This is a genomic window from Furfurilactobacillus milii, from assembly GCF_009864005.1.
In the GTDB taxonomy this organism is placed as follows: Bacteria; Bacillota; Bacilli; order Lactobacillales; family Lactobacillaceae; genus Furfurilactobacillus; species Furfurilactobacillus rossiae_B.
Genome location: NZ_WEZQ01000005.1, coordinates 395162 through 420344, shown reverse-complemented (window position 1 = coordinate 420344; position 25183 = coordinate 395162). Strand labels below are relative to the sequence as shown.

At 43.6% G+C, this 25183-nt stretch carries 26 protein-coding genes; 22 read left to right on the top strand and 4 right to left on the bottom strand.

The genetic code is table 11. The features are described 5' to 3' along the window. Window positions 1-250 precede the first annotated feature (250 nt). The 3 genes from GB993_RS04800 (at window position 251) to GB993_RS04790 (ending at window position 3535) form a co-directional block, all read left to right on the top strand. Complete coding sequence (locus GB993_RS04800; protein ID WP_161001381.1) at window positions 251-1117, top strand: sulfite exporter TauE/SafE family protein; 867 nt, start codon at window positions 251-253, stop codon at window positions 1115-1117. A 124-nt stretch (window positions 1118-1241) separates the two neighbouring features. Continuing rightward, window positions 1242-1958: a response regulator transcription factor gene (locus GB993_RS04795; RefSeq protein ID WP_017261725.1), complete on the top strand. Its 717-nt coding sequence runs from the start codon at window positions 1242-1244 to the stop codon at window positions 1956-1958. Continuing rightward, window positions 1955-3535 carry a HAMP domain-containing sensor histidine kinase gene (locus tag GB993_RS04790; protein WP_161001380.1) on the top strand — a complete coding sequence of 527 codons (1581 nt, stop codon included), beginning with the start codon at window positions 1955-1957 and terminating at the stop codon, window positions 3533-3535. The genes GB993_RS04795 and GB993_RS04790 overlap by 4 nt, the downstream gene beginning before the upstream one ends. A gap of 193 nt (window positions 3536-3728) precedes the next feature. On the opposite strand, the gene yidC is transcribed toward GB993_RS04790, so the two are convergent. Both yidC and GB993_RS04780 read right to left on the bottom strand, forming a co-directional pair. Beyond that, complete coding sequence (gene yidC / locus GB993_RS04785) at window positions 3729-4688, bottom strand: membrane protein insertase YidC (protein WP_161003289.1); 960 nt, start codon at window positions 4686-4688, stop codon at window positions 3729-3731. Window positions 4689-4768: 80 nt separating this feature from the next. Beyond that, complete coding sequence (locus GB993_RS04780) at window positions 4769-5044, bottom strand: acylphosphatase (RefSeq protein WP_161003288.1); 276 nt, start codon at window positions 5042-5044, stop codon at window positions 4769-4771. A 98-nt stretch (window positions 5045-5142) separates the two neighbouring features. Between GB993_RS04780 and GB993_RS04775 the strand changes: the two genes are divergently transcribed. The 10 genes from GB993_RS04775 (at window position 5143) to GB993_RS04730 (ending at window position 15186) form a co-directional block, all read left to right on the top strand. Beyond that, window positions 5143-5913 carry a TrmH family RNA methyltransferase gene (locus GB993_RS04775; protein ID WP_161003287.1) on the top strand — a complete coding sequence of 257 codons (771 nt, stop codon included), beginning with the start codon at window positions 5143-5145 and terminating at the stop codon, window positions 5911-5913. 133 nt (window positions 5914-6046) lie between these two features. Further along, window positions 6047-6550 carry an HD domain-containing protein gene (locus GB993_RS04770; RefSeq protein WP_161003286.1) on the top strand — a complete coding sequence of 168 codons (504 nt, stop codon included), beginning with the start codon at window positions 6047-6049 and terminating at the stop codon, window positions 6548-6550. Between the two features lie 47 nt (window positions 6551-6597). After that, window positions 6598-6939: a winged helix-turn-helix transcriptional regulator gene (locus GB993_RS04765; RefSeq protein ID WP_161001530.1), complete on the top strand. Its 342-nt coding sequence runs from the start codon at window positions 6598-6600 to the stop codon at window positions 6937-6939. A 386-nt stretch (window positions 6940-7325) separates the two neighbouring features. Further along, complete coding sequence (pheS, locus tag GB993_RS04760) at window positions 7326-8372, top strand: phenylalanine--tRNA ligase subunit alpha (RefSeq protein WP_017261732.1); 1047 nt, start codon at window positions 7326-7328, stop codon at window positions 8370-8372. A 9-nt stretch (window positions 8373-8381) separates the two neighbouring features. After that, window positions 8382-10793: a phenylalanine--tRNA ligase subunit beta gene (gene pheT, locus GB993_RS04755; protein ID WP_161003285.1), complete on the top strand. Its 2412-nt coding sequence runs from the start codon at window positions 8382-8384 to the stop codon at window positions 10791-10793. A gap of 244 nt (window positions 10794-11037) precedes the next feature. Then, window positions 11038-12156: an endolytic transglycosylase MltG gene (mltG, locus tag GB993_RS04750; protein WP_161001373.1), complete on the top strand. Its 1119-nt coding sequence runs from the start codon at window positions 11038-11040 to the stop codon at window positions 12154-12156. 20 nt (window positions 12157-12176) lie between these two features. Next, the gene (gene udk / locus GB993_RS04745; RefSeq protein ID WP_161001372.1) at window positions 12177-12854 is read left to right on the top strand and encodes a uridine kinase; all 678 of its coding nucleotides are present in this window, start codon (window positions 12177-12179) and stop codon (window positions 12852-12854) included. A gap of 185 nt (window positions 12855-13039) precedes the next feature. Continuing rightward, window positions 13040-13525 (top strand): transcription elongation factor GreA, encoded by a 486-nt coding sequence (greA, locus tag GB993_RS04740; protein ID WP_017261736.1) that lies wholly within the window; start codon window positions 13040-13042, stop codon window positions 13523-13525. A gap of 227 nt (window positions 13526-13752) precedes the next feature. Beyond that, window positions 13753-14754 (top strand): lipid II:glycine glycyltransferase FemX, encoded by a 1002-nt coding sequence (locus tag GB993_RS04735; RefSeq protein WP_161003284.1) that lies wholly within the window; start codon window positions 13753-13755, stop codon window positions 14752-14754. 114 nt (window positions 14755-14868) lie between these two features. Continuing rightward, window positions 14869-15186 carry a HesB/YadR/YfhF family protein gene (locus tag GB993_RS04730; protein WP_161001370.1) on the top strand — a complete coding sequence of 106 codons (318 nt, stop codon included), beginning with the start codon at window positions 14869-14871 and terminating at the stop codon, window positions 15184-15186. Between the two features lie 150 nt (window positions 15187-15336). Here the strand turns inward: GB993_RS04730 and GB993_RS04725 are convergent, their stop codons facing one another. Then, window positions 15337-17976, bottom strand: a complete 2640-nt coding sequence (locus GB993_RS04725; protein ID WP_161003283.1) for a YfhO family protein — start codon at window positions 17974-17976, stop codon at window positions 15337-15339. Between the two features lie 170 nt (window positions 17977-18146). On the opposite strand from GB993_RS04725, the gene GB993_RS04720 reads away from it, so the two are divergent. The 6 genes from GB993_RS04720 (at window position 18147) to GB993_RS04695 (ending at window position 22566) form a co-directional block, all read left to right on the top strand. Continuing rightward, the gene (locus GB993_RS04720) at window positions 18147-20222 is read left to right on the top strand and encodes a peptidoglycan D,D-transpeptidase FtsI family protein (RefSeq protein ID WP_162854040.1); all 2076 of its coding nucleotides are present in this window, start codon (window positions 18147-18149) and stop codon (window positions 20220-20222) included. A 98-nt stretch (window positions 20223-20320) separates the two neighbouring features. Continuing rightward, on the top strand, window positions 20321-20470 hold the full coding sequence (rpmG, locus tag GB993_RS04715; RefSeq protein ID WP_081495844.1) for a 50S ribosomal protein L33: 150 nt from the start codon (window positions 20321-20323) through the stop codon (window positions 20468-20470). Window positions 20471-20559: 89 nt separating this feature from the next. Beyond that, entirely contained in the window at window positions 20560-21114 is a 555-nt protein-coding gene (locus tag GB993_RS04710; protein ID WP_161003282.1) for a 5-formyltetrahydrofolate cyclo-ligase, read from the top strand. Further along, a complete protein-coding gene (locus GB993_RS04705; RefSeq protein ID WP_161003281.1) occupies window positions 21114-21809 on the top strand; it encodes a rhomboid family intramembrane serine protease in 696 nt (231 codons plus the stop codon). Before GB993_RS04710 ends, GB993_RS04705 begins: the two co-directional genes overlap by 1 nt. Before the next feature lie 39 nt (window positions 21810-21848). Further along, window positions 21849-22091: a YqgQ family protein gene (locus tag GB993_RS04700; protein ID WP_161003280.1), complete on the top strand. Its 243-nt coding sequence runs from the start codon at window positions 21849-21851 to the stop codon at window positions 22089-22091. Between the two features lie 61 nt (window positions 22092-22152). Next, on the top strand, window positions 22153-22566 hold the full coding sequence (locus tag GB993_RS04695) for a rhodanese-like domain-containing protein (protein ID WP_225439093.1): 414 nt from the start codon (window positions 22153-22155) through the stop codon (window positions 22564-22566). Window positions 22567-22673: 107 nt separating this feature from the next. On the opposite strand, the gene GB993_RS04690 is transcribed toward GB993_RS04695, so the two are convergent. Next, window positions 22674-22850 (bottom strand): DUF3042 family protein, encoded by a 177-nt coding sequence (locus GB993_RS04690; RefSeq protein ID WP_017261745.1) that lies wholly within the window; start codon window positions 22848-22850, stop codon window positions 22674-22676. Between the two features lie 105 nt (window positions 22851-22955). On the opposite strand from GB993_RS04690, the gene GB993_RS04685 reads away from it, so the two are divergent. From GB993_RS04685 to GB993_RS04675, 3 genes are all read left to right on the top strand, one after another. Further along, on the top strand, window positions 22956-23732 hold the full coding sequence (locus GB993_RS04685; protein WP_161003279.1) for a glycerophosphodiester phosphodiesterase family protein: 777 nt from the start codon (window positions 22956-22958) through the stop codon (window positions 23730-23732). After that, entirely contained in the window at window positions 23729-24652 is a 924-nt protein-coding gene (miaA, locus tag GB993_RS04680; protein ID WP_161001364.1) for a tRNA (adenosine(37)-N6)-dimethylallyltransferase MiaA, read from the top strand. The genes GB993_RS04685 and miaA overlap by 4 nt, the downstream gene beginning before the upstream one ends. Window positions 24653-24803: 151 nt before the next feature. Then, window positions 24804-25178: a MerR family transcriptional regulator gene (locus GB993_RS04675; RefSeq protein ID WP_161003278.1), complete on the top strand. Its 375-nt coding sequence runs from the start codon at window positions 24804-24806 to the stop codon at window positions 25176-25178. Window positions 25179-25183 lie beyond the last annotated feature (5 nt).

The window sequence follows — 25183 nt, the reverse complement described above, 5'->3', positions numbered from 1 at the left end:
ATTATTGAAAACATCTGAGAGGCCTAGGCTCTCAGGTGTTTTTTTCTCGCTTTTTTGCCAGTTAGTTTAAGAGACTCACTTTATATTGAAGCTACGGGAAAGGCTGACAATACACCACCGGTTAGCTGGGCGTTTTACTGGCCTCAAATATTAGTGGTGATGTGGACTTTATTCTTACCTTTGGGGCGAAAATACTGTGAGAATTACGGTATAATCATTGCTTGTAATCTTTATGAACGGAGTGTGATCCATGCGAACGGGACTATTAGCAGTATTAATCATCGTGGGCGTGTGTTTTGCGGTATATGTTGGTGTCGACCTTTACCGTCACTGGGATGCGGTGCGTCGCTCGCCCGCACCGACAATTGGGGTAGCGTTGAGCGGAATGCTGATTTTCTTTTTATCCACGTTAGGGGTGTCCGACTTTGCGGTCAGCACAGCCATTTATACACCAACTAAATGGGTGTCCGTGAAGCGACTGCCAGGAACACTTAATGTTCAAGGCGTCGTACCATTTGTTCTGATGGCTGTCGGGTTCATTGGTGTCGTTAAAGTGGACCCGGTGACCCTATTGGCATTAGTAGTTGCGCAAGTAGTGGGAGCGGTGTTGAGTCCTCGCTTTGTTGTGAAATTGCCTGAAAGGACGATCAAACGATGGATTGCATGTGGTTTAATTATTGCAGGGCTATTCATTTTAGCTGGCCGGTTACATTTAATTGCTGGCAATGGGACGGCCTTACGACTCAGCGGACTGTCACTGATTGTCGGTTGTGGGTTGCAGATACTCTATGGGGCACTGAATAATATCGGTATCGGATCTTATGCGCTAACGACAGCTACTATCTACGCGCTAGGATTAAACCCCTTAGTCGCTTTTCCAATTATGATGAGTGGATCGGCACTATCAGTTGCTGCTGGCAGTAGTCTGTTTGTGTACTATGGGGACTATGATCGCAAGGTAGCCAGTATTGCATCATTGTCTGGTATTGTTGGCGTCCTCGTCGGATTGCTGGTATTTTCACACTTCAATGTGGCGATTGTTTCTTGGCTTGTAATTGGCGTGCTTTTTTACACGTCATTTAACCTATTTTATTCGCTGTCTCGGACAAGACATTGAGGTTTCAAACGGGACAACCGGTGATGCTAGCAGAAATGGCGGTTAAATGATAAAATGAGAGCGTTGTTAAAAATTGAACCGTTCAGACTTAGAGAACGATAATAAAATGTGGAGTGTTAATTAAATGGAAAACACGGAACAAACAAATGCGAAGAAGTATAGCATTCTCATCATTGAAGATGAGAAGAACCTAGCTCGCTTTGTTGACCTTGAATTGAAACATGAAGGGTACACAACCCAAGTGGAATACAACGGTCGGACAGGTCTGGAGGCTGCACTTGAAACCGACTTTGATGTTATTTTACTTGACTTGATGCTACCGGAATTAAATGGTTTAGAGGTTTGCCGGCGAGTTCGGGAAGTAAAGAGCACACCAATTGTGATGATGACGGCGCGTGATTCAGTGATTGATCGAGTTTCTGGTCTTGATCACGGAGCTGACGACTACATCGTTAAGCCATTTGCTATTGAAGAACTACTGGCTCGTGTACGGGCACTGCTACGGCGGATCGATATTGAAGGTGAACAGAAAAACTTCAAACAAACGGTTGTTGAATATAAGGATCTGCGAATCGAAAAGGAAAATCGGATCGTTCGTCGCGGTGATGAAATTATTAATTTGACCAAGCGTGAATACGAGCTGTTACTGACACTGATGGAAAACGTCAATGTTGTGTTAGCACGTGATGTACTGTTACAAAAAGTATGGGGTTACGAATCAGAGGTTGAGACTAATGTCGTGGACGTTTACATTCGTTATCTGCGTAATAAAATCGATCGCCCAGGTGAGGAAAGTTACATTCAAACAGTTCGTGGAACAGGATACGTAATTCGTTCATGATGACTGATAAACAAACAACCAAAAAAAGACGACGCATGTCGTTAAAATGGAAGTGGGCACTCGGTACCGGTACGGGTGTCTTTGTCATTTTTACGATTGTATTAGGATTATTATTTTCTAGCTTTACCTCAGTCCTTTTGCGTCAAGAACGCCGACGGACGACGGATGCGATTAATGTCGTGACCCAACGGTTAAATGACAATGTTAAGGACCTGACGAGTGATGATGTTGAACCGGTTCTTCGTCCCCGTGAAAACCCTTATTTACCGCATAATCCAAGTAAACCGGATCAACAGCATAATTTATATAACGATGCGATCATTCGAACGTTGGCCAATGATAATTTAGCCGTTAGCGTTTATGACCGTAGTGGCTCTGAAATTTTCGCATCACGAGTTGATCCACAGCCGTTTGAGTCCGTTGGCAAACGCCAATTGAAGTTAAGTCATTTGAACGGTCACGTTGTGTATGTTGGCCGCGCGCCGATTTATCAGCACGGCACCAAGCGAGTTGTTGGTTATGTTCAAGTTACTAATCAGCTCAATGGTTATTGGCGAACGTATCAACGAACTGGGTCTATCTTGATTGTGTTGTTACTGATTGGGTTACTGGCAATATCGGTATTTGGTTACATTTTAGCTAGTTATTTCTTGCGGCCAATTTCTGATATTAGTGCGACAATCACTAAGGCAAGTGAAGACCCCCAGTCTAGTACGCGGGTGCCGGAGTCTCGCCGCAATGACGAATTGTCTGATCTGTCGGAATTATTGAATCGGATGCTAGATCAAATGCAACGGTATATTGATCAGCAGCAACAATTTGTGGGCGATGTGTCTCACGAATTACGGACGCCAGTGGCCATCATTCAGGGCCATATGGAGCTACTAAATCGCTGGGGTAAGGATGATCCCGAAGTGTTAAACGAATCCATCCAGGCTTCTTTAGCTGAGACCAAACGGATGAAGAGTCTCGTACAAGAAATGTTGGATCTGTCCCGGGCTGAACAAGTTGAAATTGATTTTCGTAATCAGGTTACGGATATCAAAATGGTGGTCAACCAGGTCTTTAACAATTTCAAGATGATTCATCCGGACTTCACTTTTTCTTTGGATGATGATTTACGTAAGCCAACTTACGTTTCGATGTTTCGTGATCATTTGGAGCAGGTGCTCATTATTTTGATGGACAACGCAGTTAAGTATTCGCAAACTCGCAAAGAGGTCCACGTATCTTTGTCAGAAGATGGGCGAAACGCTCAGGTGTCCGTGCAAGACTTTGGAGAAGGAATTGCACCTGAGAACATGGATCGGGTCTTTAATCGTTTCTATCGTGTCGACAAGGCGCGTTCACGGGAAAAAGGCGGCAATGGACTCGGATTATCCATTGCTAAACGATTGGTCGAAGGGTATAACGGTCACGTTTCTGTTGAGTCCTCACTTGGTCATGGCTCAATCTTCCAAATTTCTTTGCATATCTTGAATGACCAAGAACGACACCATTTGGAGGAATTACAAGCCACACAAGAACCAAGTAAGCCGCTTGATGAAACGCTTAAAGATAGCAATTTACTTGAATAATTCATTTTTTACCATGAAAATTTTGAATTGAGTTAAAAATAGTATTTTCCTTTTTTGCCATAAGTTTTACTAGCTGATCAGTATTTTCAACATTCAGTTAAATAGCGCAAAAATAAGAGGTCGTCCTTCGAATTGAAGAATGGCCTCTTATTTTGTGCTATTAGTGAACCATCGCAATCATTGCAACAAACGGTTAGTCATTATGATGTTGTTGCTTACCAGCATTACGTTTGCGATTGTTATGATCCATGTTGTCATTAGTTGACTTTTCTTGTGGTTGACGTGATGTTATTGGCGCTGCACTGACTGGTGTTTCCGTTGCCTGAACAGGCTTAGGTTGAACATGAGTTGCATTTTCAGCTTGTTTCTTTTCGAGCTCTTTAGCCACTTGCTTCCGTATCCGTGGTCGGTACCAAGCGATGATGAGTGTCTGCAAACAAGCGAACAGACCACCGACGAAGAAGTACAGTCCTAAGGCCGCTGGAGTGGAGAAAGTAACAAACAGAATCATAATGGGACTCATGATCATCATGGAACGCATTTGTTTCTTTTGATCTTCCGGTAAACCAAGTAGTGATAGGTAGCCTTGTAGCAGATAAGCCAGGAATGACAGGATCGCCAAGATAATGTTTGGCTTTCCCAAATGAATACCATAGAATGTAGCGTTTACTAATTCAGGGGCATATCGGATTGCCGCATACAGGGCTGCGAAAATAGGTAGCTGAATAATCAGTGGCAAACACCCGATGCCGCCAGTCATTGAAATACCGTTATCACGGTATAGTTGCATCATCTCTTGACTGATTGTATTACGTTCTTCAGGTGTTTTAGCAGCTTTCTGACGGGCCTGAATGTCATTCATTTGAGGCCGTACCATTGACATCTTTTCTTGTTGAACGGTTGCCTGTCTGGATTGACGGACCATTAATGGGAGCAAAATGAGCCGAACGATGACAGTTAGGAGAATGACGGCCCAACCATAGCTGCCGCCAAGTAAATTAGCAGCCCATTCCATAAAGTGAACCATCGGCTCGCCAAGGTAGTTCCAGATATAACCAACGGGTTTTCCGTGACTGGTACGCACACAGCCACTTAAAAGTAGGGTGAGGGTGCCGAGGGCCGTGATGACCGCTAGGCGGTTTCTTTTTTTCATTATTATCTGTGAATCCTTTCAAGTTAAACTTCATTAACTTGCTAAGAATACTAGATAATCACCGTGATTTCAATGCTTAGTCAGTAAATGTCAAACTTTTTCAATGGCTGAATTGCTTGCTTTGTTTGTTCAAGTTGAGTCACGTTAGCCCAACTATTAGGTGATTTTTTGATTGCTTCAATAAAAGCGTTCACCATGCCGGTCGAACCCTGTGCGAGGATGGTAACGGTGCCGTCTGCGTTGTTGCGGGCAAAGCCATAGATGTGGTGGCGCACCGCCAATTGGTAAGTTGAGTAACGAAAACCAACTCCCTGAACACGACCATGTGCGGTAAGTAGGACAGCTGTTTGAGCCATTGTTCGATGCCTCCTTAAAGTTTAATCGCGCTTTAACATCCATGCTAGCATGAATGGCTACTGACTATGCTATAATTTTGACCAGCGAGGTAAAAATTATGGAAAAAATTGTATCACTTCAAAATGGTCGGGTTAAGACTTGGAAAAAACTAGCAACTAAAAAGGGCCGAGAACAACAGCAAACGTATTTGCTGGATGGCTGGCATCTGGTTAAGGAAGCAATTGCTGCTGGTACTACATTGGTTTCAGTAATGGGCACGCATGAGGCATGGCGTGAGTATCGTGATGAGCTGCCAGCAAATTTAAACGCGTTTGAAATTAGTGACGAGGTCGCTAAGGCTATCGGTGACACGGTTACGCCACAAGGTATTTTTGCCGAGGTCAAAATGCCGGCGACAAGCACGACGTTGCCAGAGGTCATTCATCAACCATGGGTATTTTTGGATGCCGTTCAAGACCCAGGTAATATTGGAACCATTGTGCGGACAGCCGATGCGGCGGGATTTGAGGGTGTTGTCTTTGGTCGTGGCACAGCAGATCAATTTTCTCCTAAAGTTGTTCGAGCAATGCAGGGCAGCCAATTTCATGTCAAACTGGTATCTGAAGATTTATTTTCTGCAACCCGCTATTTTAAACGGTCTGGCATCGAGGTCTATGGCACTCAGCTCAATCCAGAAGCAAAAAATTATCGCGAAGTAAAGCCAGAAGGTGCGTTTGGACTCATTATGGGCAATGAGGGTAATGGCATGACACCAGCATTAGGGGATGTTACGACGGCTAATTTGTATATCCCAATTCTGGGCCAGGCAGAGTCATTAAATGTTGCTATCGCTGCCGGTGTGCTCATGTTTCGGCTGAAAGAACAATAGTTTCAGACAAGACAGTGACTTTTCCGAAAGTGAAAAATATTAGTGCATAAGACTATGCAAAAGTAAGCAAACCTGCTACAATACCTTTCAGATTCAAATGGGCACTTCATACAACTTAAAAAGGAAGCATTGAATGAAACCAAATGAGTGGAAACAGGATTCTGAGTATGTTGCATTAGTGAGTGATTTATTGGCTCGTCCAGAAGTGCAACGTTTAGCGAACTTCACCCAACATCATCACAGCAACCGATTGGAACATAGCTTAGGTGTTTCGTTTGACAGTTATAAGATTGCTAAACGGCGGGGCTGGAATTATCAGGCCGTTGCACGTGCTGGATTACTTCACGACCTGTTTTATTACGATTGGCGGACAACCAAGTTTGATTTAGGCACGCATGCCTTTATTCATCCACGGGTGTCATTACGAAATGCCGAAAAGATCACGGAATTGTCGGACATGGAAAAAGACATCATTTTGAAGCATATGTTTGGTCTAACCATGGCGATGCCAAAATATAAGGAAAGTTTGTTGGTCTCGCTAGTTGACGACTATGAAGCCTCTCACGAATATTTTGGGCCCTTACGTTCAAAAGTCGCAGGTTTTGTTGCGCTTGTGAAAACGACGGCGTCTTTTTAATGAGAAAAAGCAGTTAACATATTTTAAAGAGGAAGGGGGCGTACATGATGTCAGAGACAATGACAGCAATGACAGATTTCAAACTCTGTCCAAAGTTTGAACGCACCTTTTCAATCTTGGGTAAAAAGTGGAATGGGTTAATTATTGAATCACTGTTGGCTCAGGGTGCTTTGCGTTTTAAGGACATTGCCAGTTCAATTGATAAGTGTTCTGATCGGATGTTGGTCGAACGGTTAAAAGAGCTGGAAGAGGCAGGTATTGTGTCTCGTACAACGCATGATGATTCTGCGTTGATCGAATATCGACTGACCGACAAAGGTCGCGATATGCAAGACATGATGGACACGATTCACGCGTGGTCAGACAAATGGAATGGCGAAGGTTGTTAGTCGGCCATTGACTACGTGGCACCATTAGCATAAAATTAATTTTTGTAAACTTACTCATAATTAAATGCGACGATAAAAAAGAGTAACTGTGTTGAGTTAGCCAGGAAGAACGACCATTGATTGAAAGTCGTTCATGAGAGGCACAGCGAATTCACTTTTTGAGCAGAAGTTGGGCGCTTATGTTTGATAATGTAGGCAAAAAATTCTCCGGGACCTCCGTTAACGGTTTTAAGTGGTGCATTATTTGTGTTTGTAAATGATGTGCAACGAGGGTGGTACCGCGATTCGTCGTCCCTTTCCTGATTTTTATCAGGAAAGGGATTTTTTTGTTTAACAAAGATTAAGCACACATTTGGGTAGATAGACTAACTTTTAGGAGGCAGCACATGGCATTAAGAGAACGACTGCAAGAATTGCATGATCGGGGATTGGCTGACATAAAAAAAGGTGACAGCTTAGACCGTATTAATGAAATTCGCGTTCAATTACTAGGTAAGAAAGGTCCAATTACGCAAGCTTTACGTGGTTTGCGTGATGTTTCAGCAGAAGAACGTCCCAAGATTGGGAGCTTCGCCAATCAAATTCGTGATGAGTTGACGGCGGCTATTGAAGAACGGAATCAAGAACTTAAAAAGGCAGCGATTAATGCTAAGCTGGCATCCGAAACGCTGGATGTTACATTGCCTGGCACGCCGGTTGCACAGGGCCAACCGCATGTGATTCAGCGAATTATTGATCAACTGGAAGACATGTTCTTAGGAATGGGCTACCAAGTTGTCGATGGACCAGAAGTTGAAGACGATCACCACAACTTTGAAATGATGAACTTGCCAAAAGATCATCCAGCCCGTGACATGCAGGACACGTTTTACATTACACCGGAAATTCTCATGAGAACGCATACCAGTCCTAATCAGGCGCGGGCAATGGAAGCTCATGACTTTAGTAAGGGACCGTTGAAGATGATCAGTCCTGGTCGGGTTTATCGTCGCGATACTGACGATGCTACCCACAGCCATCAATTCCATCAAGTGGAAGGGCTAGTAATTGACAAACATGTAACCATGGCTGATTTGAAGGGAACGTTGGAAATGGTTGCCGCTAATCTGTTTGGGGATGAATTTGATGTTCGTTTGCGACCAAGCTACTTCCCGTTCACGGAACCTTCTGTTGAAGCAGACATTACGTGTTTCAACTGTATGGGCAAGGGCTGTGCCGTCTGCAAGAATACCGGTTGGATCGAAGTGTTAGGAGCCGGTATGGTGCACCCTAATGTGCTGAAGATGGCTGGGGTCGATTCTTCCGTTTATGGTGGATTTGCCTTCGGTCTAGGACCTGATCGGTTTGCTATGTTGAAATACGGTGTCGATGACATTCGTAATTTCTATTTAAACGACACACGCTTCTTAACACAATTTTACAAACGGGGGTAGACTACAGCGATGAAAGTTTCAATGGATTGGTTAAATGAATACCTCACCCTGGACGTGGACCCACAGACGTTGGGTGAGAAGATTGAACGAACAGCGGTCGAGGTCGACCAAGTTTATAAAATGAGCGATGGTATGAGCAAGCTAGTGGTGGGTGAAACGCTCAGCGTTGAGCCACATCCAGACTCAGATCATTTGCACATCTGCCAGGTTGACGTTGGCGAAGATGAGCCATTACAAATTGTTTGTGGTGCACCAAATGTTGCCACGGGACAAAAAGTGATCGTTGCTTTGCCAGGGGCCTGGATTGCCGGTCATCACAAAATTAAAAAGAGCAAGATGCGGGGCGTTGCTTCAAACGGCATGCTGTGTGCGCTTCAAGAAATTGGATTCGACGAGAAGATTGCACCGAAGGCTTATGATGAGGGCATTTATATTTTGCCAGCAGACAGTGAGAACGGTTCATCCGTCTTTCCAATTTTGGGGATGGATGACGACATTGTTGAGACTGACCTAACGCCTAACCGTGGTGACATGAACTCGATGAACGGAACTGCTTGGGAAGTTGGCGCCATTTATGGCAAGACACCTAAAATGCCAACGTTCTCGCTAAATGAGGATGGCTCACGCAAAGTCAGTGACCTATTACAATTTTCAGTAGATGAGACATTGGCACCAACATATAAAATGCGTATCGTCAGCGGCGTCACCATTCAGGATAGTCCACTGTGGCTACAAAAACGGCTGTGGGAAGCCGGTATGCGGCCAATTAATAACATCGTTGATGTGACTAACTACATCATGTTGACATATGGTCAACCATTGCATGCGTTTGACTATGACAAACTTTCTAGTCATCATATTCACGTTCGTTTGGCAGATGAAGGCGAACACTTAACGACTCTCGATGGTGAAGATCGCAAATTGCGTGATAGCGATATGGTTATTGCTGATGACAAACATGCAATTGCCCTTGCCGGCACGATGGGTGGTTTGGACACGGAGATTGATGATAATACGACGACGATTGCAATCGAAAGCGCCATTTTTGATCCAATTAAGATTCGTAAAACAGCGCGTTTCTTTAATCTCCATTCAGAGGCTTCAATGCGCTTCGAACGCGGTGTTAATAAGGACGATAATCAAAATGCCTTAGACCATGCTGCAGCCCTCATGGCTGAACTTGGACAGGGACAGACAGAACAAGGGACTGGTGTTGGCAGCGACACGCCTGTTGAACCTGCCAAGGTTAGCGTCACGTTAACGCGGATTAATCATGTGTTGGGCACTCAATTGACAACTGACCAGGTTCAGACCATTTTTGATCATCTTAACTTTCCGACTGACAACGACGGTGAGACATTCAACGTCACAGTGCCGGCTCGTCGCTGGGATATTCATATTGAGGCCGATCTATTTGAAGAAGTCGCTCGTTTATATGGTTATGATAATATTCCGTCTACGTTGCCATATGGCACGATGACGCCAGGTGCATTAACATTCAAACAACGGATTATTCGTGACTCACGACGACTATTAGAGGGCGCTGGGTTAAATCAGGCAATTAGTTATGCTTTGACAACGACCGCTAAGGCTGAGCAGTTCATGATGCGAGATAGTGAACCTACTGAGTTGGCTTTCCCAATGAGTACTGACCATACAACCGCCCGGATGAATTTAATTAGTGGATTACTGGATGATATTGCCTATAATGTTGCCCGTAAACAGAAGAATGTCGCCCTTTATGAACAAGGTCGCGTATTCTATCGCGAAGGTGATGCAATTCGACCATTGGAAGTTGAACACATTGCTGGGGCAGTCACCGGTACACTGACAACCAAAACATGGCATGCAGAAGCCGATACGATTGATTTTTACGGTATCAAAGGAATCGTTGACTTATTCTTGCACGACATGGGTCTGTCAGAACCAGTTCACTATGAAGCAACTCAGGCTCATGCGCAGATGCATCCGGGTCGGACAGCCGACATTTATGTTGGTGACCAGGTCGTTGGTTTTGTCGGTCAAGTTCACCCTGAAGTAGCCAGCGATTATAAGATTCCTGACACTTACGTATTCGAGTTGAATCTGCAGGCACTTATTGACGCACCACATGATCAACAACAGTATGAACCGATTTCGAAGTTCCCGGATGTTACACGTGATATCGCCATTCTTGTGGATCAGTCCGTGACTAATGCGGATGTTGTTGCTTTAATCAACAAGCGTGGTGGCGCACATTTGGCAGATGTTCAGCTGTTTGACGTCTACGAAGGCGTCCATTTACCAGCTGGCAAGAAGTCACTGGCATATACGTTGACCTACCGTGACCGTCAGTCGACATTAGTTGAGGCCGATGTGACTAAGGCGTTTGACAAAGTAACCGCTGCTTTAGAGAAGGAATTTGATGCTGAAATTCGTTAATAAAAATTCTGATTAATTTCGAATGGATTCGTTACTTGTTCCATAAATTAAGTGCCATGGTACTCTCAATTTGAGAAGTCACCATGGCACTTTTTGTCGTCGTAAGGGAAGCATGACCGCAAAAAAGCAATTTGTGATTAGCAAATGTGTCAAAAAGATGTCATTGCTATGTGAAATGTGGTGTTGCAGTCTATTTTTCGCTACAATGTAAAAGATGATTTTTTAAGAGGGGGAACTTAATATTATGCAACGTCGCAGGCGCCGCCGGTCACATGCCGGCCGTTACTGGTTAATTGGTATCTTCATTGCGATTGTGCTCATTATTGTTGGCGTGGTCGTTGGCCGCAATATGACTTACACCAATAACTTGAAGGCCGTTGATCCGAAGAGTCACAAGAAAGTTCAAATCGAAGTTCAGCAAGGAGCGACTTCAGATCAAGTTGCTTCTGAATTGCAAAAAGCTGGTGCTATCAAAAGTGCGTCAACTTTTAACAAGTATATTGCTGATCATAATCTGGCAGACTTTAAGGCCGGATATTTCGTTGTGACAAAGAACATGGATGTCAAACAAGTGGCTAAGCAATTGAACGGTGTCGGGTCAGATACGCCGCTTATTACAACGTCGAAAAATTCACTTCTTATTACTGAAGGCGAATCTGTTGATCAGATTGCAGCATCTTTGCCAAAGCATTCCAAATATACAAAGCAGGATTTCCTAAACTTGATGAAGGACCAAGATTTCTTGAATGGTCTTCAAAAGCTTTATCCAGATCTGTTGTCGTCGACGATGTCGGCTTCAGATGTTCGTTACCATTTGGAAGGCTATTTGTTCCCAGCCGTATATGATACTAAGAAACCAAAGAATTTAAAGGGATTAGTTGAACAAATGGTTGCCGCTACTAATCAACGTATTCAACCATACTTGTCTGAATTCCAGCAGGAAAACTTGACCGTACAACAAGCCATGACGCTGGCTTCATTGGCTCAAAAGGAAGCTAATACGCCAAGTGATATGCAGAAAGTAGCTGGCGTATTCTTCAACCGGATTAAGGCTAAGATGCCGTTACAATCAGATGTATCCGTTCAATACGCTTTGCAGACGCATAAACCTAACTTATCACTGGCAGATTTAAAGGTTGATTCGCCTTATAATTTGTATGCCAATACCGGTTACGGACCAGGGCCATTTAATAACCCTGGGATATATGCTATTAAAGCTATTGCTCAGCCAACTGATGAAGATCAAGATTACTTGTACTTTGTAGCTAATATGAAGACAGGTAAGATTCATTTCTCCAAGACGTTGGATGAACAAAATGCATACACGCAAAAGTATCAAAACGATAATAATAAACAAAAATAATGAGTAAGAGGGCATCAGTGATGACAGAGCAGACAAAACGGCCAATTGTAATTGGCGTTACCGGCGGGTCTGGTAGTGGTAAAACGACAGTTAGCCGGGCAATCTATAACCAGCTTGCCGGCCATTCAATTCTGATTATGCAACAAGATTCTTACTACAATGATCAAGCTGAAATGACGATGGCTGAAAGAAAAGCGGTTAATTATGATCATCCGTTAGCGTATGACAATGATCTTTTAATTGAACAGCTTGATCAGTTGATTCACTATCAAGCCATTGATAAGCCAGTTTATGATTATAAAGAATCAACGCGCAGTGCCGAAACGATTCGGCAGGAACCACGCGATGTAATTATTTTAGAAGGTATTTTGATTCTTGATGATCCTCGTCTGCGTGACTTAATGGATATTAAGGTATACGTGGATACGGACGATGACATTCGGATCATTCGACGGATTCAACGTGATATAAATGAGCGAGGGCGAACATTGGATACTGTTATTAAACAGTATTTAGCGACGGTTAAACCGATGTATCACGAATTTGTGGAACCAACTAAGCGTTATGCTGATATCATCGTTCCAGAAGGCGGCGAAAACACAGTCGCCATTGATCTTCTGTCAACGAAGATTCGTGACATTTTGGCACGAGACGGTAAGGATAACCTGTTTAAACAGGCCAATCATAAAGAAGCATAAATAGTTCACCTTAAACGGCAAAAACAGAAACTCTATCTGGATTTGCTGTTTTTTTGTCTTTTGAGATTGTGATTTACGTAATTCAACCAGAGAATGTGTGTTTTTTTCCAGGAAGCCGTTTACAAGGTGTAGATCACATGGTAACCTTGTGACTGTCGAAATTAGTTACAAAGGAGCCTCTAACTATGGCTGAAGAAAAAACATACCCAATGACTGAAGAGGGTAAAGCTAAACTAGAAAAAGAATTAGAAAATTTAAAAACAGTGACCCGTCCGCAGATTATTGAACGCATTAAGATTGCGCGTGGTTTTGGTGATTTGTCAGAAAACTCTGAATATGAATCTGCCAAGGATGAACAATCTAACATTGAAAGCCGAATTTCATTGGTCGAAACAATGTTACACAATGCTGAAATTATTGACAGTAATGCAGTGGCTGCTGATGAAGTTTCAATTGGTAAATTGGTCAGTTTTAAGGAACTGCCTGATGAAGAACCAGAAAGTTACACCATTGTCGGTGCTGCCGAAGCTGACCCGATGAGTGGCAAGATTTCAAACGATTCGCCAATCGCTCGCAGTTTGATTGGTCACAAAGTTGGGGATGAAGTAGAAATTAAAATTCCTGCTGGGTCAATGAAAGTTTCAATTTTATCCGTTAAGAACGCTGAATAAGCTTTTAGTAGTACTGAGCGTCATTAATAGTGAATAAAGCCTATCTCAGAGGCTGTGAAAAATCAGATTGTATCGCCGTTTAGTCTTTGCAGGTGATATTGTCTGGTGATTTCGCAGCTTCTTTTGATTACCTTAAGGTAGCGTCCGCTGTTTGTCGTCATACCTTAAGTACGGTAAAATAATGAACAGGTTTACACCAATTAGTTAATTTTGAAAGGAACGACAACATGCCGATTATCAATGAACAAGATCATGATGCAATGACGCGCTACACAGAATTTGTGCGACGCGCACCCTTTACTTCAATTACACAGGATCCAGGTTGGGGAGAAATTAAGAACAACTGGGAACCGTTACATGTCACCCTTGAGAAGGACGGCAAGATTACAGCGGCGATGTCCATCTTAATGATTGCAAATGAAGACGGTGAAAAGCTCGCCTATTGTTCAAAAGGACCGGTTTGTGATCCTACGGATGTTGCGACTATCGATGCATTGGTAGCAGAGGCAGAGCCTGCCTTACGAGAAAACAAGGTGTATGTTTTACGGATGGACCCTGAAGTTGTTTACGACGATGCACTAAACGATACGTTTAAACAACACGGTTACCAAGTAAGAAATCGTAATGTCGGCATGCATGATACAATTCAGCCGCGGTTTAACATGGTGATGGATTTAAAAGATAAAAGTATTGATGATGTGTTAATGACATTTCGGCCGAATACGCGTCACGATGTGCGGCACTCAATTAAGCCTGAATTAACGGTAGATTCTGGTAGCAGCATGACAGAAATGAACCGGTTCTACGCACTTTATGAGGCAATGAGTCACCGACAAGGAATCACCTACCGTCCGCGAGATTATTTTGATCGAATGGTAACGGCCTTCGAAGGCACGGATATTTTACGCATCTTCGTCGCCCATTCTGAAACACAAGATCTAGCCGGTTCATTAGCCTTCAAGTATGGTGATAAGCTCTGGTATATGTACGGTGGCAGTATTAATGAAGAACCGAAGTTACTTGCACCGTACCGAATTCAGTGGGCGATGATCAACGAAGCTGTTGATGCACATAAGGACCGTTATGATCTAGGCGGCGTCTTTGCACTGGACAAGAGTGACGGTTTGTGGCTGTTTAAGCACGGTTATGTGCGCGAAGCCACTGAATATATTGGCGAAATTGACAAAGTTTATGACGAACAGGCTTACCAAAAGTTTGTTAACCGTTAGTACTTGTGAAAGCTGTCACATCAACGTTTCACAGGAATGTATTCATTGGTTTTCCACTTCATTTGTGCTAAAGTATACGCATGAAAGCGAATTCATTAGAGTGGAGGCCCACGTATGCAAATTACAGTTACAGACGCTGCCAGCAAATGGTTTCAAGATGAAGTTGGTCTAAAACCAGGTGATGGGATGAAGTTTTACGGTAAGGTTTATGGTAAAACACCGATTCATGATGGTTTTTCAATGGCAATGGTGCCGGATAAAGATCCTGATCGGCCAGTTGGCGAGACTGAAAAAGATGGGATTAAGTATTTTGTGAATTATGGTGATGCGTGGTTTTTCGCTGGTTACGATTTTGTCATTGATTTTGACGAGAAAAATGATGAACCTAAATATGAATATGTTGCGCAAAAACATGATTCACGGTTACAGTAAGTTACTTGAAATTAAGAGTAATGATGCAGTTGCTTAGCTTAAAATGATGGGGATTAAAAAGCGTTCTGCCTTTTCCAAACGGAAAAAGGCAGAACGCTTTTAGTGTTGATGGCTAAAATAACGAAACAGTTAGTAGCTGACCTGAGATACTCATTTGACGAACTCATCGTTATTGTGGCGACGCTTTAGCCATTCACTAGCACCTAAGACAGCGAGACTAACTAACGAGATGAAAATGCCGGCACCGAGGTAAGGTGTTCGATAGCGAAGGGTAATGTGATGAGGACCAGGTGCAAGTCGCAATGCAATAAACTCATCGGCGATTGTATGGGTGCTGACACGATGACCATCAACGAACGCTTGCCAGCCGTCTTGAGCAGGAATGCTTGTCATTAGAACCGGTTGTTTATGAGTCGCAATGACATGTCCGCTAATGTGCGTTTGCCCCCAGTCCGTAACCTTCAGGGGGTGTTGTTGCAATTGCTTAATGCCCGTTTGAAATGCTTGCTGAGGCAATTGGTACAAAGTGACATTTTGAAGCCAGAGGGCATTTTTTTTGAGGGCAAACGTGATTTTTTGTGGTTCATCTTTTTGTTGATTTGCGATATTGACTAAAACGGTATTTCGGAATGTTTGATACTGTGCCAGCGGTTGACCATTCAACAGCATTTTAACATTGTCCTTTTGCAAATTAGCACCAAGCGATAAATAGTAAGCGTCGTCAGTTTGTGGCGTGAAGGTCAAGGTCATTTGCGCAGGTTTCCGCGGTTTGATTTTGGTCAAGGTAGACCCGGTGATATTGGTCAGATGGTTTGTGTTGGTAAACGTTACACCATTGAAATTAGCGGCCGTGAATAACTTCGTTTGGGAGGATTGGCCTAATAAAGCGTTCCATAATTGATTTTGATTAGTCATGGGATCATGAATAATTTGCTTGACGTCAAGCGTTTGTTTGGCCGCCATGAAGCCCATTCCTAAGCTATTAGGATTTTGATAAATGGTTGTCTGTGGCAATTGCTTGGCAGCTGAGTAGTCGTGAAGATCTGGCTTGCGAGTTAACGTTGGTAAGTATTTATATTCTGAATGATGACCAACAAGAGGAATGTCATTGACGCTCCAGAAATATTTCATATTCAGTAATGCGTCCATAAATTCGGTTCCATTAGCGTATGTGACGAAACCATCGCCATCAGGATTACCTGTCAGATCGTAGAATCCCGTTGTTTTACGCTCTAGCGTTGATCCAAAATGTGAACCGCTGAAGTAATCGCCTTGCATGGGATCATCTTTCGTCCGTTGAAAGGTGGTGCCAACGCGGTACAAACTAGAATTCAATTTCTTTGTGGCTTGGCTAGTCTGATCGAGAATGTTGGTATAGATTGCAAACTGGTCCTGCGGTACATAGCTAATTTTATTGAGTGATAAAATCGCGTTAGTGCCCATGTCAACGAGCGTCAGTAGAGGAATTAGATAGAGTAACCAGCGGAAACGGTGTGCCAATGGCGACAAACAAATGAGTGCAATCAGCATCATGACAGTGCCGGTGATGATTTGGCCTGTAGTGATGAAGTTTAAGTGATGACTGTTTGTAAAGACGTAGGTATCGGTTGCGACTAAAAGTAAGGTTGTCACGCCAATTGACCACCAATTGAGGTGCTTTTCCGGACGCCATGTTATAGCTGCTAGCCAAATAAGCCAGAAACTAACGATAAATGAAAAACGGTAAGGATACCAAATTGGGAATTGCCCCGCATGCCATAATAAATTTAACGGTGTGAATGAAACAGAGAGGACAAAGAAAATTGTGATGAGGCTGGCTACTAGCTTAACCGACCAGTGAAATTTGTCTTCTATGAAAAAAGCAACGACTAGGATAAGGACGGCAGCGCCGACAAATAAATTAGGCTGTCCCTTAGGCATTTGAGCAAAATTAAAACCGCCTGGATAAAGTTTGCCCAACATTTTTAATGGCGCATAATCCCACGTCCATTTAAATTTAGTGAGGGTGTAACTTGCCTTACTTAGCTGTAACGCGAAATATGTGGGAAGTAGGATAAATGCTGCGATGCCACCGGCTAATACGGAGGCGCCGACGTACTGTAAGCCATTAATGAGCAGGCGATGCCATGATTGCCAATGCCAAACAACACTAAAGATGAAGTACAAAATGGTGAACAAACTAATCATGTAAGCCATGTAATAGTTCACGATGAAGGCAACTGCTAGCCAACTTACGTATGGCAACCAACGCTGTTGCTTAATGAGACACTCAAGACCATAAACAACTAATGGCAAAACAATCAGTGCGTCTAACCACATAAGGTTAAGTTGATTGGCAATGGTCCAACCAGACAAAGCATAGATGGTGCCAAACATAGGTAACCGCCAACCAGATTGAATCTGCAACCGGTTTAATACCCAGCCCAGACTGAGACCCGCACAACCGTATTTGGCAACGGTCATTATGAGCACGCCGGTTGAAAGGCCACCTTTGCTAAAGGGGAGCAGCAATAAGTTAAACGGACTCATTAAATAGTAGGCCCATAAGCTGGTTGTTTCTCCACCAAGGGCTTTGCTAAAACTATAAAAGAAACTACCTGGGTGATGTAGCAACGTATTTCTAAAGAACGCAAAAAAATCGATGTATTGTTGCCCCATGTCAACAGTTAATAAAGAACTACGGTCAAACGGTGCCATGCCGCGGCTGGCAAAATAAATTAACATGAAAAGACTGGGCACAAGAAAGCTCAGTAATAATGGCCATGTTTTGTTGATGACGTGTTTGATCATTGTTTTAGCGGATTCCTTTCTCTCAAAAAAAAGTAAAGTTTGGCTTGGCCACTTTAGCTTTTTGATAACTTCCTATACAATGATAGACGATACTTTTCGACTGGCAAAGTGCTTTGCCGAAATTTTACGTATATCGTGTTAAAAGATGTGCAATTATGAATTAGATAAGGATGGTTGAGGATTCAGTGTTTAATAAGTTTATTCAGCGCAGAAAAACGCAAACCAATCACGATGATCAAACGACGCGGATTCCGTTTCGGTTAAATTTACTGCTGGTCATTGTGTTTCTTTTGTTAGCAGCCTTGGCCTTTCAAATGGCTTATTTACAGTTGAAAAAAGGTTCAATGTTTAAGGCAGAAATTAACCGCACGGATAATACGATTGAAACCAACAATGTGCAACGTGGGATGATCTACGATTCAACGGGTAAAGTGTTAGTTGGCAATGAAGCCCATCAAGCCATTAGTTATACCAAGGGAATCAATGTTACCGCTGAAGATATGTACAAAGTGGCGAACAAGCTTGGCGATTATCTGACGGTGCCGACGAATACACTAACAGATCGTCAGGCAGCGATTTATTATTTGGCGGATAGCAAACACAGTGCAGCAGTCACTGCTAAAATTCCTAAGGCTAGTTCCATGAGTACAACTGCTCTGCAGGTCGCTCAACAGGATTACGTGGCCAAACATAAGCCTGAACTATCTGACAGTCAGAAAAACGCTGCCACGATTTTCACCAAGATGAATGGTGCCTATGCCTTGTCCACGACTTACATTAAAGAGACGGACGTAACGCCCACAGAAGTGTCACAAATCGGTGAACACATGTCTGATATGCCCGGCGTAAAAACGGCAACCAGTTGGTCGCGGTCGTACCCTGCAGGAAATTCCGTTAAGAGTTTCGTAGGGACTGTCACGACTGAAAAACAAGGGTTGCCGGCTGATGAGGTTAATGAGTTGATCTCACAGGGATACTCACGTAACGATTCCGTTGGGTCGAGTTACTTAGAGAAGGCCTATGAGCCAATTCTTCGCGGAACTAAATCCAGAACGTCTGTGGAAGTTAGCAATAATAGCAAAATCACCAAGGAAACCAAAGAATACGCTGGTGCCAAGGGTTCTAATTTGGTCTTGACGATTAATTCTAAATTTCAGGATGATGTTCAAAAAGTCATTGATAAACGCTTGCCAAGTGGCACTTGTCAGGGTGCTTATGCAGTGGTCATGAATCCCCAAACGGGGGCTGTGCTAGCAATGGGCGGTGATTCCCGTGATCCAAACACTGGCAAAGTGACCACTGATGCATTAGGTGCAATTAACCAACCAATCGTTATGGGGTCTGTTGTTAAGCCCGCTATGTTGACCGGTGGTTTCGAGAGTGGCGCCATTACACCTTCGAACAACACACTGGTTGATCAACCGATTATTCTGACGGGGACGTCGAAAATTACGACTGACTGGAACCAAAACGGGGCTTTCCCGATGGATGCGGCACTGGCGCTAGAAGAATCTTCTAACTCATATGCCGTTCAGGTCGCGATGAAGATGGTTGGTTTCAAATACTCGCAGGGTGAATCCATCAACGGATTACCAAGCACAATGTTCCAGACACTTAGAAATAATTTCAGTCAGTATGGACTAGGTGTTAAGACGGGGATTGACTTACCTGGTGAGTCGGCAGGTTTAAAGGGGCTGTCTGGCCGTGCTAACATTGGGTCAGCCTTAGTTGAGGCGTTTGGTAACTATGATGCGTACACAACGTTACAATTAGCTCAGTACGTGTCAACGCTGGCTAATGGTGGTTACCGGATGCAGCCATACTTAGTCTCACAAATTCGTGGAACTGACAAGAATGGTGGATTAGGAAATGTTGAATATCAGGCTCATCCAAAAGCTTTGAACTACGTTTCAGCAAGTGCTGATGCCAAGAAGATTATTAAACAGGGGATGTGGCAAGTGGTCAACGGTTCCTCTGCGCATAAAACTGGTGCTGAAGTGCTAACTAAATTGAAGCCTGGGATTGTTGCTAAAACGGGGACTGCCGAAACATTTGTTAACGGTAAGCAGACTGTTACTTCCAGTATCATTAGTTATGCACCAACAGATAATCCACAAGTTGCAGTCGCTGTGGCGGTTCCTGGCTTGCCGGAAGAAACTGCTTCATACCTTGTCAACCAGGACATTGCGGCTGACATTTATAATTTGTACTGGAAAGATATTCAAAGTTCTGACGGATTTAAATAGTCATTTGTCAGAAAATACTGGTCAACAATGAATAAAAATGATAAAATTGTTCGAGTTGAGGCGTCTTCGCCAATTTCAAGCAGAGTGGAGGGTTAAAGATGCGCGTACACATTACCTTAGAATGCACCGAATGTGGTCGGCAAACATACTTGTCATCAAAGAATCGGCGCAACAATCCAGACCGGATTGAATTAAACAAGTACTGCCCTCACGATCGCAAAGTCACTTTGCACCGTGAAACTAAGTAATGACTAATTAGCGCCTGGGAATTCCTCGGGCGCTTTTTTGTTTTCAATAGAAAATAATCGCAATCATTACCCGCTGATGGAGGTGCATGATGCAAACAAAAGATGTAATCAGGAAAAACGTAATTAATGCATTGGCCAGAATGGCGCCGGCGGATAAGGCGGCTGAAAGCCAACAACTCATCGATGGGCTGATTGGGAGTTCAATTTGGCAAGATGCTAAATCGATCGGCTTAACCATGAGTGCAGCAGTCGAGTTAGATACGCGTCCGTTAATTGCTCAGGCATTGGCAGCGGGCAAACAAGTTAGTGTGCCCAAAACACTTCCACATCGTCAGATGACGTTCATTACGTTAGGGGCGGGTGTTTCTTTTGAGAAATCTGCATTTGGCATTCAGGAGCCTGTTGGGGGTCAGAGCATTGACCCTAATCAGATGGATTTAATCGTTGTGCCTGGCGTTGCCTTTGCTGATGATGGTAGTCGCATCGGTTTTGGGGCTGGCTATTATGATCGTTATTTAGCTGTGTTTAAGGGTGAAACAGTCAGTTTAGCTCTGTCACCACAACGTTTTCGTAAACGGACGTGGACAGCCGATTCTTTTGATATAAAGATAAAACAAATCATTTCACTCAAGGAGGCAGATTAATGAACGTTTGGCAACGCATACGGCGAGGGTCACCAGTAACAGTCGGACTAATTATCATCAATGTACTCGTTTTTTTGTGGATGATGTTTGAATTTGGCATTCAGGGCATTTCATTAGCGAGCCCATTTTCTGTTCAATCGCTGGATCAATCAGGCGCATTGTCTGGAACCGCAGTTCAAGCTGGCGAATGGTGGCGGTTAATTACACCAATGTTTATTCACGTCACGTTTGAGCATATTGCGCTGAACATGATTACGCTTTATTTTTTGGGTCGTTATGTGGAGATGACGTTTGGTCATTGGCGGACGTTGGTTATTTACTTGGTCAGTGGTTTTACCGGTAATGTTTGGAGCATGTTCTTTCATCCGGAAGGATTGTCTGCAGGTGCTAGTACAGCCATTTTTGGTCTTTTTGGTGCGTTTATTGCATTAGACGTCATTGAACAAAATAATCCCGCGATTCATGCAATTGCTCGGCAATTCTCAATCTTAGTGGTCGTTAACTTGGTGTTTGATATCTTTGCCGTTGGTATTGATATCTGGGGGCACATTGGTGGGTTGATTGGCGGAATTGCCGTGGCCTTCTTGCTGAGTGTCCCAAAGCGTTATAACAATCCAGCCGTTTCACGCTGGCTGCGTGTGGTCGGCCTAATTGGTGTAGTTGTTGCAAACTTTGGACTCATTCGTTTGTTTTAATCTGGATGAGTTGAAATCGTCAAAAGTGAGGCAAAATTTATGTATCGGGACAATCCGCAATCATTACGCACGTTGTACGATGTTCAGCAGGTGTTAAAAGCATTCGGGATTTATGTCTATGTGGGCAAACGAATGTGGGATATAGAGGTCATGGCACTGGAGTTGGATAATTTGTACCGAATGAACGCCATTGACAAACCAACGTGGCTACAAGCGAAAGTGGTGTTGACACATGAACACCGGATTGAAGAGCAAAAATCAAAAAAGACTAATGAGCACTAGGCACTGTTTGAACAAATGTGTACAATGTGAGTATTGAGTTTAGAAGATGGAGGGATTGTTCGTGTTAGTTGCTGCTTCTGTAGGAGAAATTATTTTTGACGTTGTTGGCCTGTTAATTGTGTTCGGTTGGATTGGATGGCGTGTTTATTTAGTCATTAAACGTCGGCAAGTTTCAACGTTGTTAACACAGGAAGAATTTCAGGCAGGAATGCGTAAGGCACAAATTATCGATGTTCGTGAAAAAAAGGACTTTGATTCTGGACACATTCTTGGCGCCCGCAGTGTGCCATATTCCACCTTTAGTCAACGTTATAAAGAAATTCGTGATGACTTACCAGTTTATCTTTACGATGAAGGTAAGGCGTTGAGCACACGGGCAGCCCTTCGTTTAGCTCGCAATGGTTACAAACAGATTTTTATCTTGACGGATGGCTATGGCCACTGGGAAGGTAAAACGAAAGCTAGCAAGTATTAGATTTGGTGCATTGAAGTTATTAAAAAATCGGTATCCATCATGAATTCAAACGAATGCATGATGGATACCGATTTTTTGTGTAAAATAAATTGGAATATGCGAAACTACTAGTTGAGGTGAGATGAACGGGATTTACGGACAGCCCGTCGACGATTGTCATCCACGCGTTGTTCTTCGTCCTCAATGGGTGAAACAACGGTTTTGTGGAATGAAAAAACACCAGCGGCTACGGCACCAATAGTTGCTAATGTGCCTAATAAAAATCCTTGTGTAAATTTCTTCATGGTTTGACCTCCTCAATTTTTTATAATAATCAAGATGCGATTTAAACTACACGTTTATTATGTCTTTTTTTAACCGTAACGTCCAGTGAAAGGGGGTACATTTCGGTGACACTGATTATCGCTCATCGCGGCCTTGCCCGTCAACGTCCTGAAAATACAATGGCTGCGTTTAAAGCAGCCTTGAGCTGTGGTGCTGATGGCCTCGAAACTGATGTTCAGGAAACGGCAGATCACGAGCTGGTTTTGTGTCATGACGGCCGTGTTGATCGGACAACAAATGGCACTGGTGAAATTAGTCGGCTACGGTTGACGACAATTCAACGGTTAGACGCAGGCTGGCGGTTTTATGGCCATAAATCTGACATCAGAATACCGACACTGGTCCAACTCTTGGATTATTTAGAAAAACAAGCTTTTCACGGTGTTCTCAATTTAGAAATTAAGGTCCCAAAAAATAGCAGTATACTGGTGGCACAACATTTAGCCGACGTGTTAGCCAGCTTTCCGACGTTACTGTCGGCCATAGTGGTGTCTAGTTTTAGCCACCAGTTACTGGCAGTTTTTCATCATGCCTTACCTATCGTTGAAACGGCGCTACTAACGCGTTGGCCGACGCCAGTTGTGAGACTTGCTCATTGTGGTGAGTCAGTAACCAGCGTGCACCTTAAGTGGTGGTGGCTGTTTATGGATAGGAGATGGATTTTCAATAATCGGGCCATCGTTAGAGTTTGGACGGTTAATCGATCATCATTGCTCAAAAAATGTTTCCAGCTAGGTGCGGCCTCCGTTATTACCGATGAACTTGAGCTTGCCCAAATGTTACGATCAGTTTATTCCACAAATGAATTTCCAAAACGTGAATCAAAGGAAAATAGAAAATGAAACCAAAGGTATTAATGATTGTTGGTCCAACGGCTGTGGGTAAAACAGATTTATCCATCAGACTGGCGAAAAAATTTAACGGGGAGATTATTTCCGGTGATTCAATGCAGGTATACCGTCATCTTGACATTGGCACGGCTAAGGTGACTGCTGAAGAACGCCAAGGGGTACCACACTTTTTGATTAATGAATGTGACGTTCAGGATTCTTTCACGGTAGCAATGTTTGCTGAACGTGCCGCCACGCTTATCTCAGAAATCACTGCGCGCGGTCATCTGCCAATGATTGTTGGCGGGACCGGCTTTTATTTACAAGCATTGCTAACTGGGCTACAACTGGGAACACCGGCAAATCAGCAATTTCGTGACCACTGGCAGACACTGGCTGTTGAACATGGCAATCAGTGGGTTTGGGATCAGCTCAAACAGCGGGATGAAATTGCCGCTAGCAAGATCCCTGCTGGCAACGTTCGCCGCGTGATCCGGGCACTAGAAGTCTTTGAGACAACCGGAAAATCCATTGAGGTTCAAACAGATCATCCGAATCGGTATGACGCGTTCATCGTTGGTTTAAATACGGATCGAGCGGTATTGTACGAGCGGATTAATAAACGGGTTGATTTGATGTTGCAAGCTGGCTTGTTGGATGAGGCCCAGTGGCTTTTTGAACAGGGCGGTGAAAACCTGCAGGCTGGCCGCGGTATCGGCTATAAAGAACTGTTTCCCTATTTCCGCAAAACAGAATCGTTAGATCAGGCGGTGGGCATATTGAAACAAAACTCTCGTCATTATGCCAAACGGCAATTAACTTGGTTCCGTCATCAATTACCAGTTAACTGGTACGATTTGATCCAGCATCCTGAGAAACTTGAGGCTATAGAAAGACAGACACGAGTGTGGCTGGCAAACCAAAATAACTGATTGCACAGAAATGATATGCCTCAATTTTGTTATTTTTAAATTAAAGTCAGTCTTTCATGTCAGAACTTATGACACGAAAGATTGACTTTAATACTTTGCGGTGGGATGATGCAGTTGTTCAAATGTTTGTGAGTTTTTGGGAGGCTGACTGATGGCGGAAAAACAGTTGCGTCGGTCATTGGCAATTTTACCGATGAGTACGGTAATGGCGCTGACTGACCTTTCAGCACGACAGATTCGGTATTATGAGACACAGGCGTTAGTCCATCCAGCACGGAATGAGGGAAATCGTCGGCGTTATTCATTGAATGATGTGGATCGTTTGCTGGAAGTGAAGGATGGTCTAGCAAGTGGGATGGACTTTGCGACAATGCGCCGTTTGTATGCAAAGACACATCAGGTTGAGTCTACACAACTGGAATCGAAACGGTTGTCAGACGAACGTGCACGTCATTTGCTTGAAGCTGAAATGCAACAGTTAGCAGGGATGCGGCCACCACAGTCTGGTCTTCAACAACACTTATAAGCGCT

Bases quoted from the DNA above. Each gene is read 5' to 3' on its own strand.
- GB993_RS04690 (WP_017261745.1), bottom strand. From the start codon at position 22,850: ATGAAGAAATTTACACAAGGATTTTTATTAGGCACATTAGCAACTATT.
- GB993_RS04710 (WP_161003282.1), top strand. From the start codon at position 20,560: ATGCAAACAAAAGATGTAATCAGGAAAAACGTAATTAATGCATTGGCC.
- GB993_RS04800 (WP_161001381.1), top strand. From the start codon at position 251: ATGCGAACGGGACTATTAGCAGTATTAATCATCGTGGGCGTGTGTTTT.
- GB993_RS04790 (WP_161001380.1), top strand. From the start codon at position 1,955: ATGATGACTGATAAACAAACAACCAAAAAAAGACGACGCATGTCGTTA.
- GB993_RS04795 (WP_017261725.1), top strand. From the start codon at position 1,242: ATGGAAAACACGGAACAAACAAATGCGAAGAAGTATAGCATTCTCATC.
- GB993_RS04735 (WP_161003284.1), top strand. From the start codon at position 13,753: ATGCCGATTATCAATGAACAAGATCATGATGCAATGACGCGCTACACA.
- greA (WP_017261736.1), top strand. From the start codon at position 13,040: ATGGCTGAAGAAAAAACATACCCAATGACTGAAGAGGGTAAAGCTAAA.
- GB993_RS04675 (WP_161003278.1), top strand. From the start codon at position 24,804: ATGGCGGAAAAACAGTTGCGTCGGTCATTGGCAATTTTACCGATGAGT.
- GB993_RS04705 (WP_161003281.1), top strand. From the start codon at position 21,114: ATGAACGTTTGGCAACGCATACGGCGAGGGTCACCAGTAACAGTCGGA.
- pheS (WP_017261732.1), top strand. From the start codon at position 7,326: ATGGCATTAAGAGAACGACTGCAAGAATTGCATGATCGGGGATTGGCT.
- GB993_RS04725 (WP_161003283.1), bottom strand. From the start codon at position 17,976: ATGATCAAACACGTCATCAACAAAACATGGCCATTATTACTGAGCTTT.
- GB993_RS04765 (WP_161001530.1), top strand. From the start codon at position 6,598: ATGTCAGAGACAATGACAGCAATGACAGATTTCAAACTCTGTCCAAAG.
- miaA (WP_161001364.1), top strand. From the start codon at position 23,729: ATGAAACCAAAGGTATTAATGATTGTTGGTCCAACGGCTGTGGGTAAA.
- GB993_RS04775 (WP_161003287.1), top strand. From the start codon at position 5,143: ATGGAAAAAATTGTATCACTTCAAAATGGTCGGGTTAAGACTTGGAAA.
- mltG (WP_161001373.1), top strand. From the start codon at position 11,038: ATGCAACGTCGCAGGCGCCGCCGGTCACATGCCGGCCGTTACTGGTTA.
- udk (WP_161001372.1), top strand. From the start codon at position 12,177: ATGACAGAGCAGACAAAACGGCCAATTGTAATTGGCGTTACCGGCGGG.
- rpmG (WP_081495844.1), top strand. From the start codon at position 20,321: ATGCGCGTACACATTACCTTAGAATGCACCGAATGTGGTCGGCAAACA.
- GB993_RS04720 (WP_162854040.1), top strand. From the start codon at position 18,147: ATGGTTGAGGATTCAGTGTTTAATAAGTTTATTCAGCGCAGAAAAACG.
- GB993_RS04780 (WP_161003288.1), bottom strand. From the start codon at position 5,044: ATGGCTCAAACAGCTGTCCTACTTACCGCACATGGTCGTGTTCAGGGA.
- pheT (WP_161003285.1), top strand. From the start codon at position 8,382: ATGAAAGTTTCAATGGATTGGTTAAATGAATACCTCACCCTGGACGTG.
- GB993_RS04770 (WP_161003286.1), top strand. From the start codon at position 6,047: ATGAAACCAAATGAGTGGAAACAGGATTCTGAGTATGTTGCATTAGTG.
- GB993_RS04730 (WP_161001370.1), top strand. From the start codon at position 14,869: ATGCAAATTACAGTTACAGACGCTGCCAGCAAATGGTTTCAAGATGAA.
- yidC (WP_161003289.1), bottom strand. From the start codon at position 4,688: ATGAAAAAAAGAAACCGCCTAGCGGTCATCACGGCCCTCGGCACCCTC.
- GB993_RS04700 (WP_161003280.1), top strand. From the start codon at position 21,849: ATGTATCGGGACAATCCGCAATCATTACGCACGTTGTACGATGTTCAG.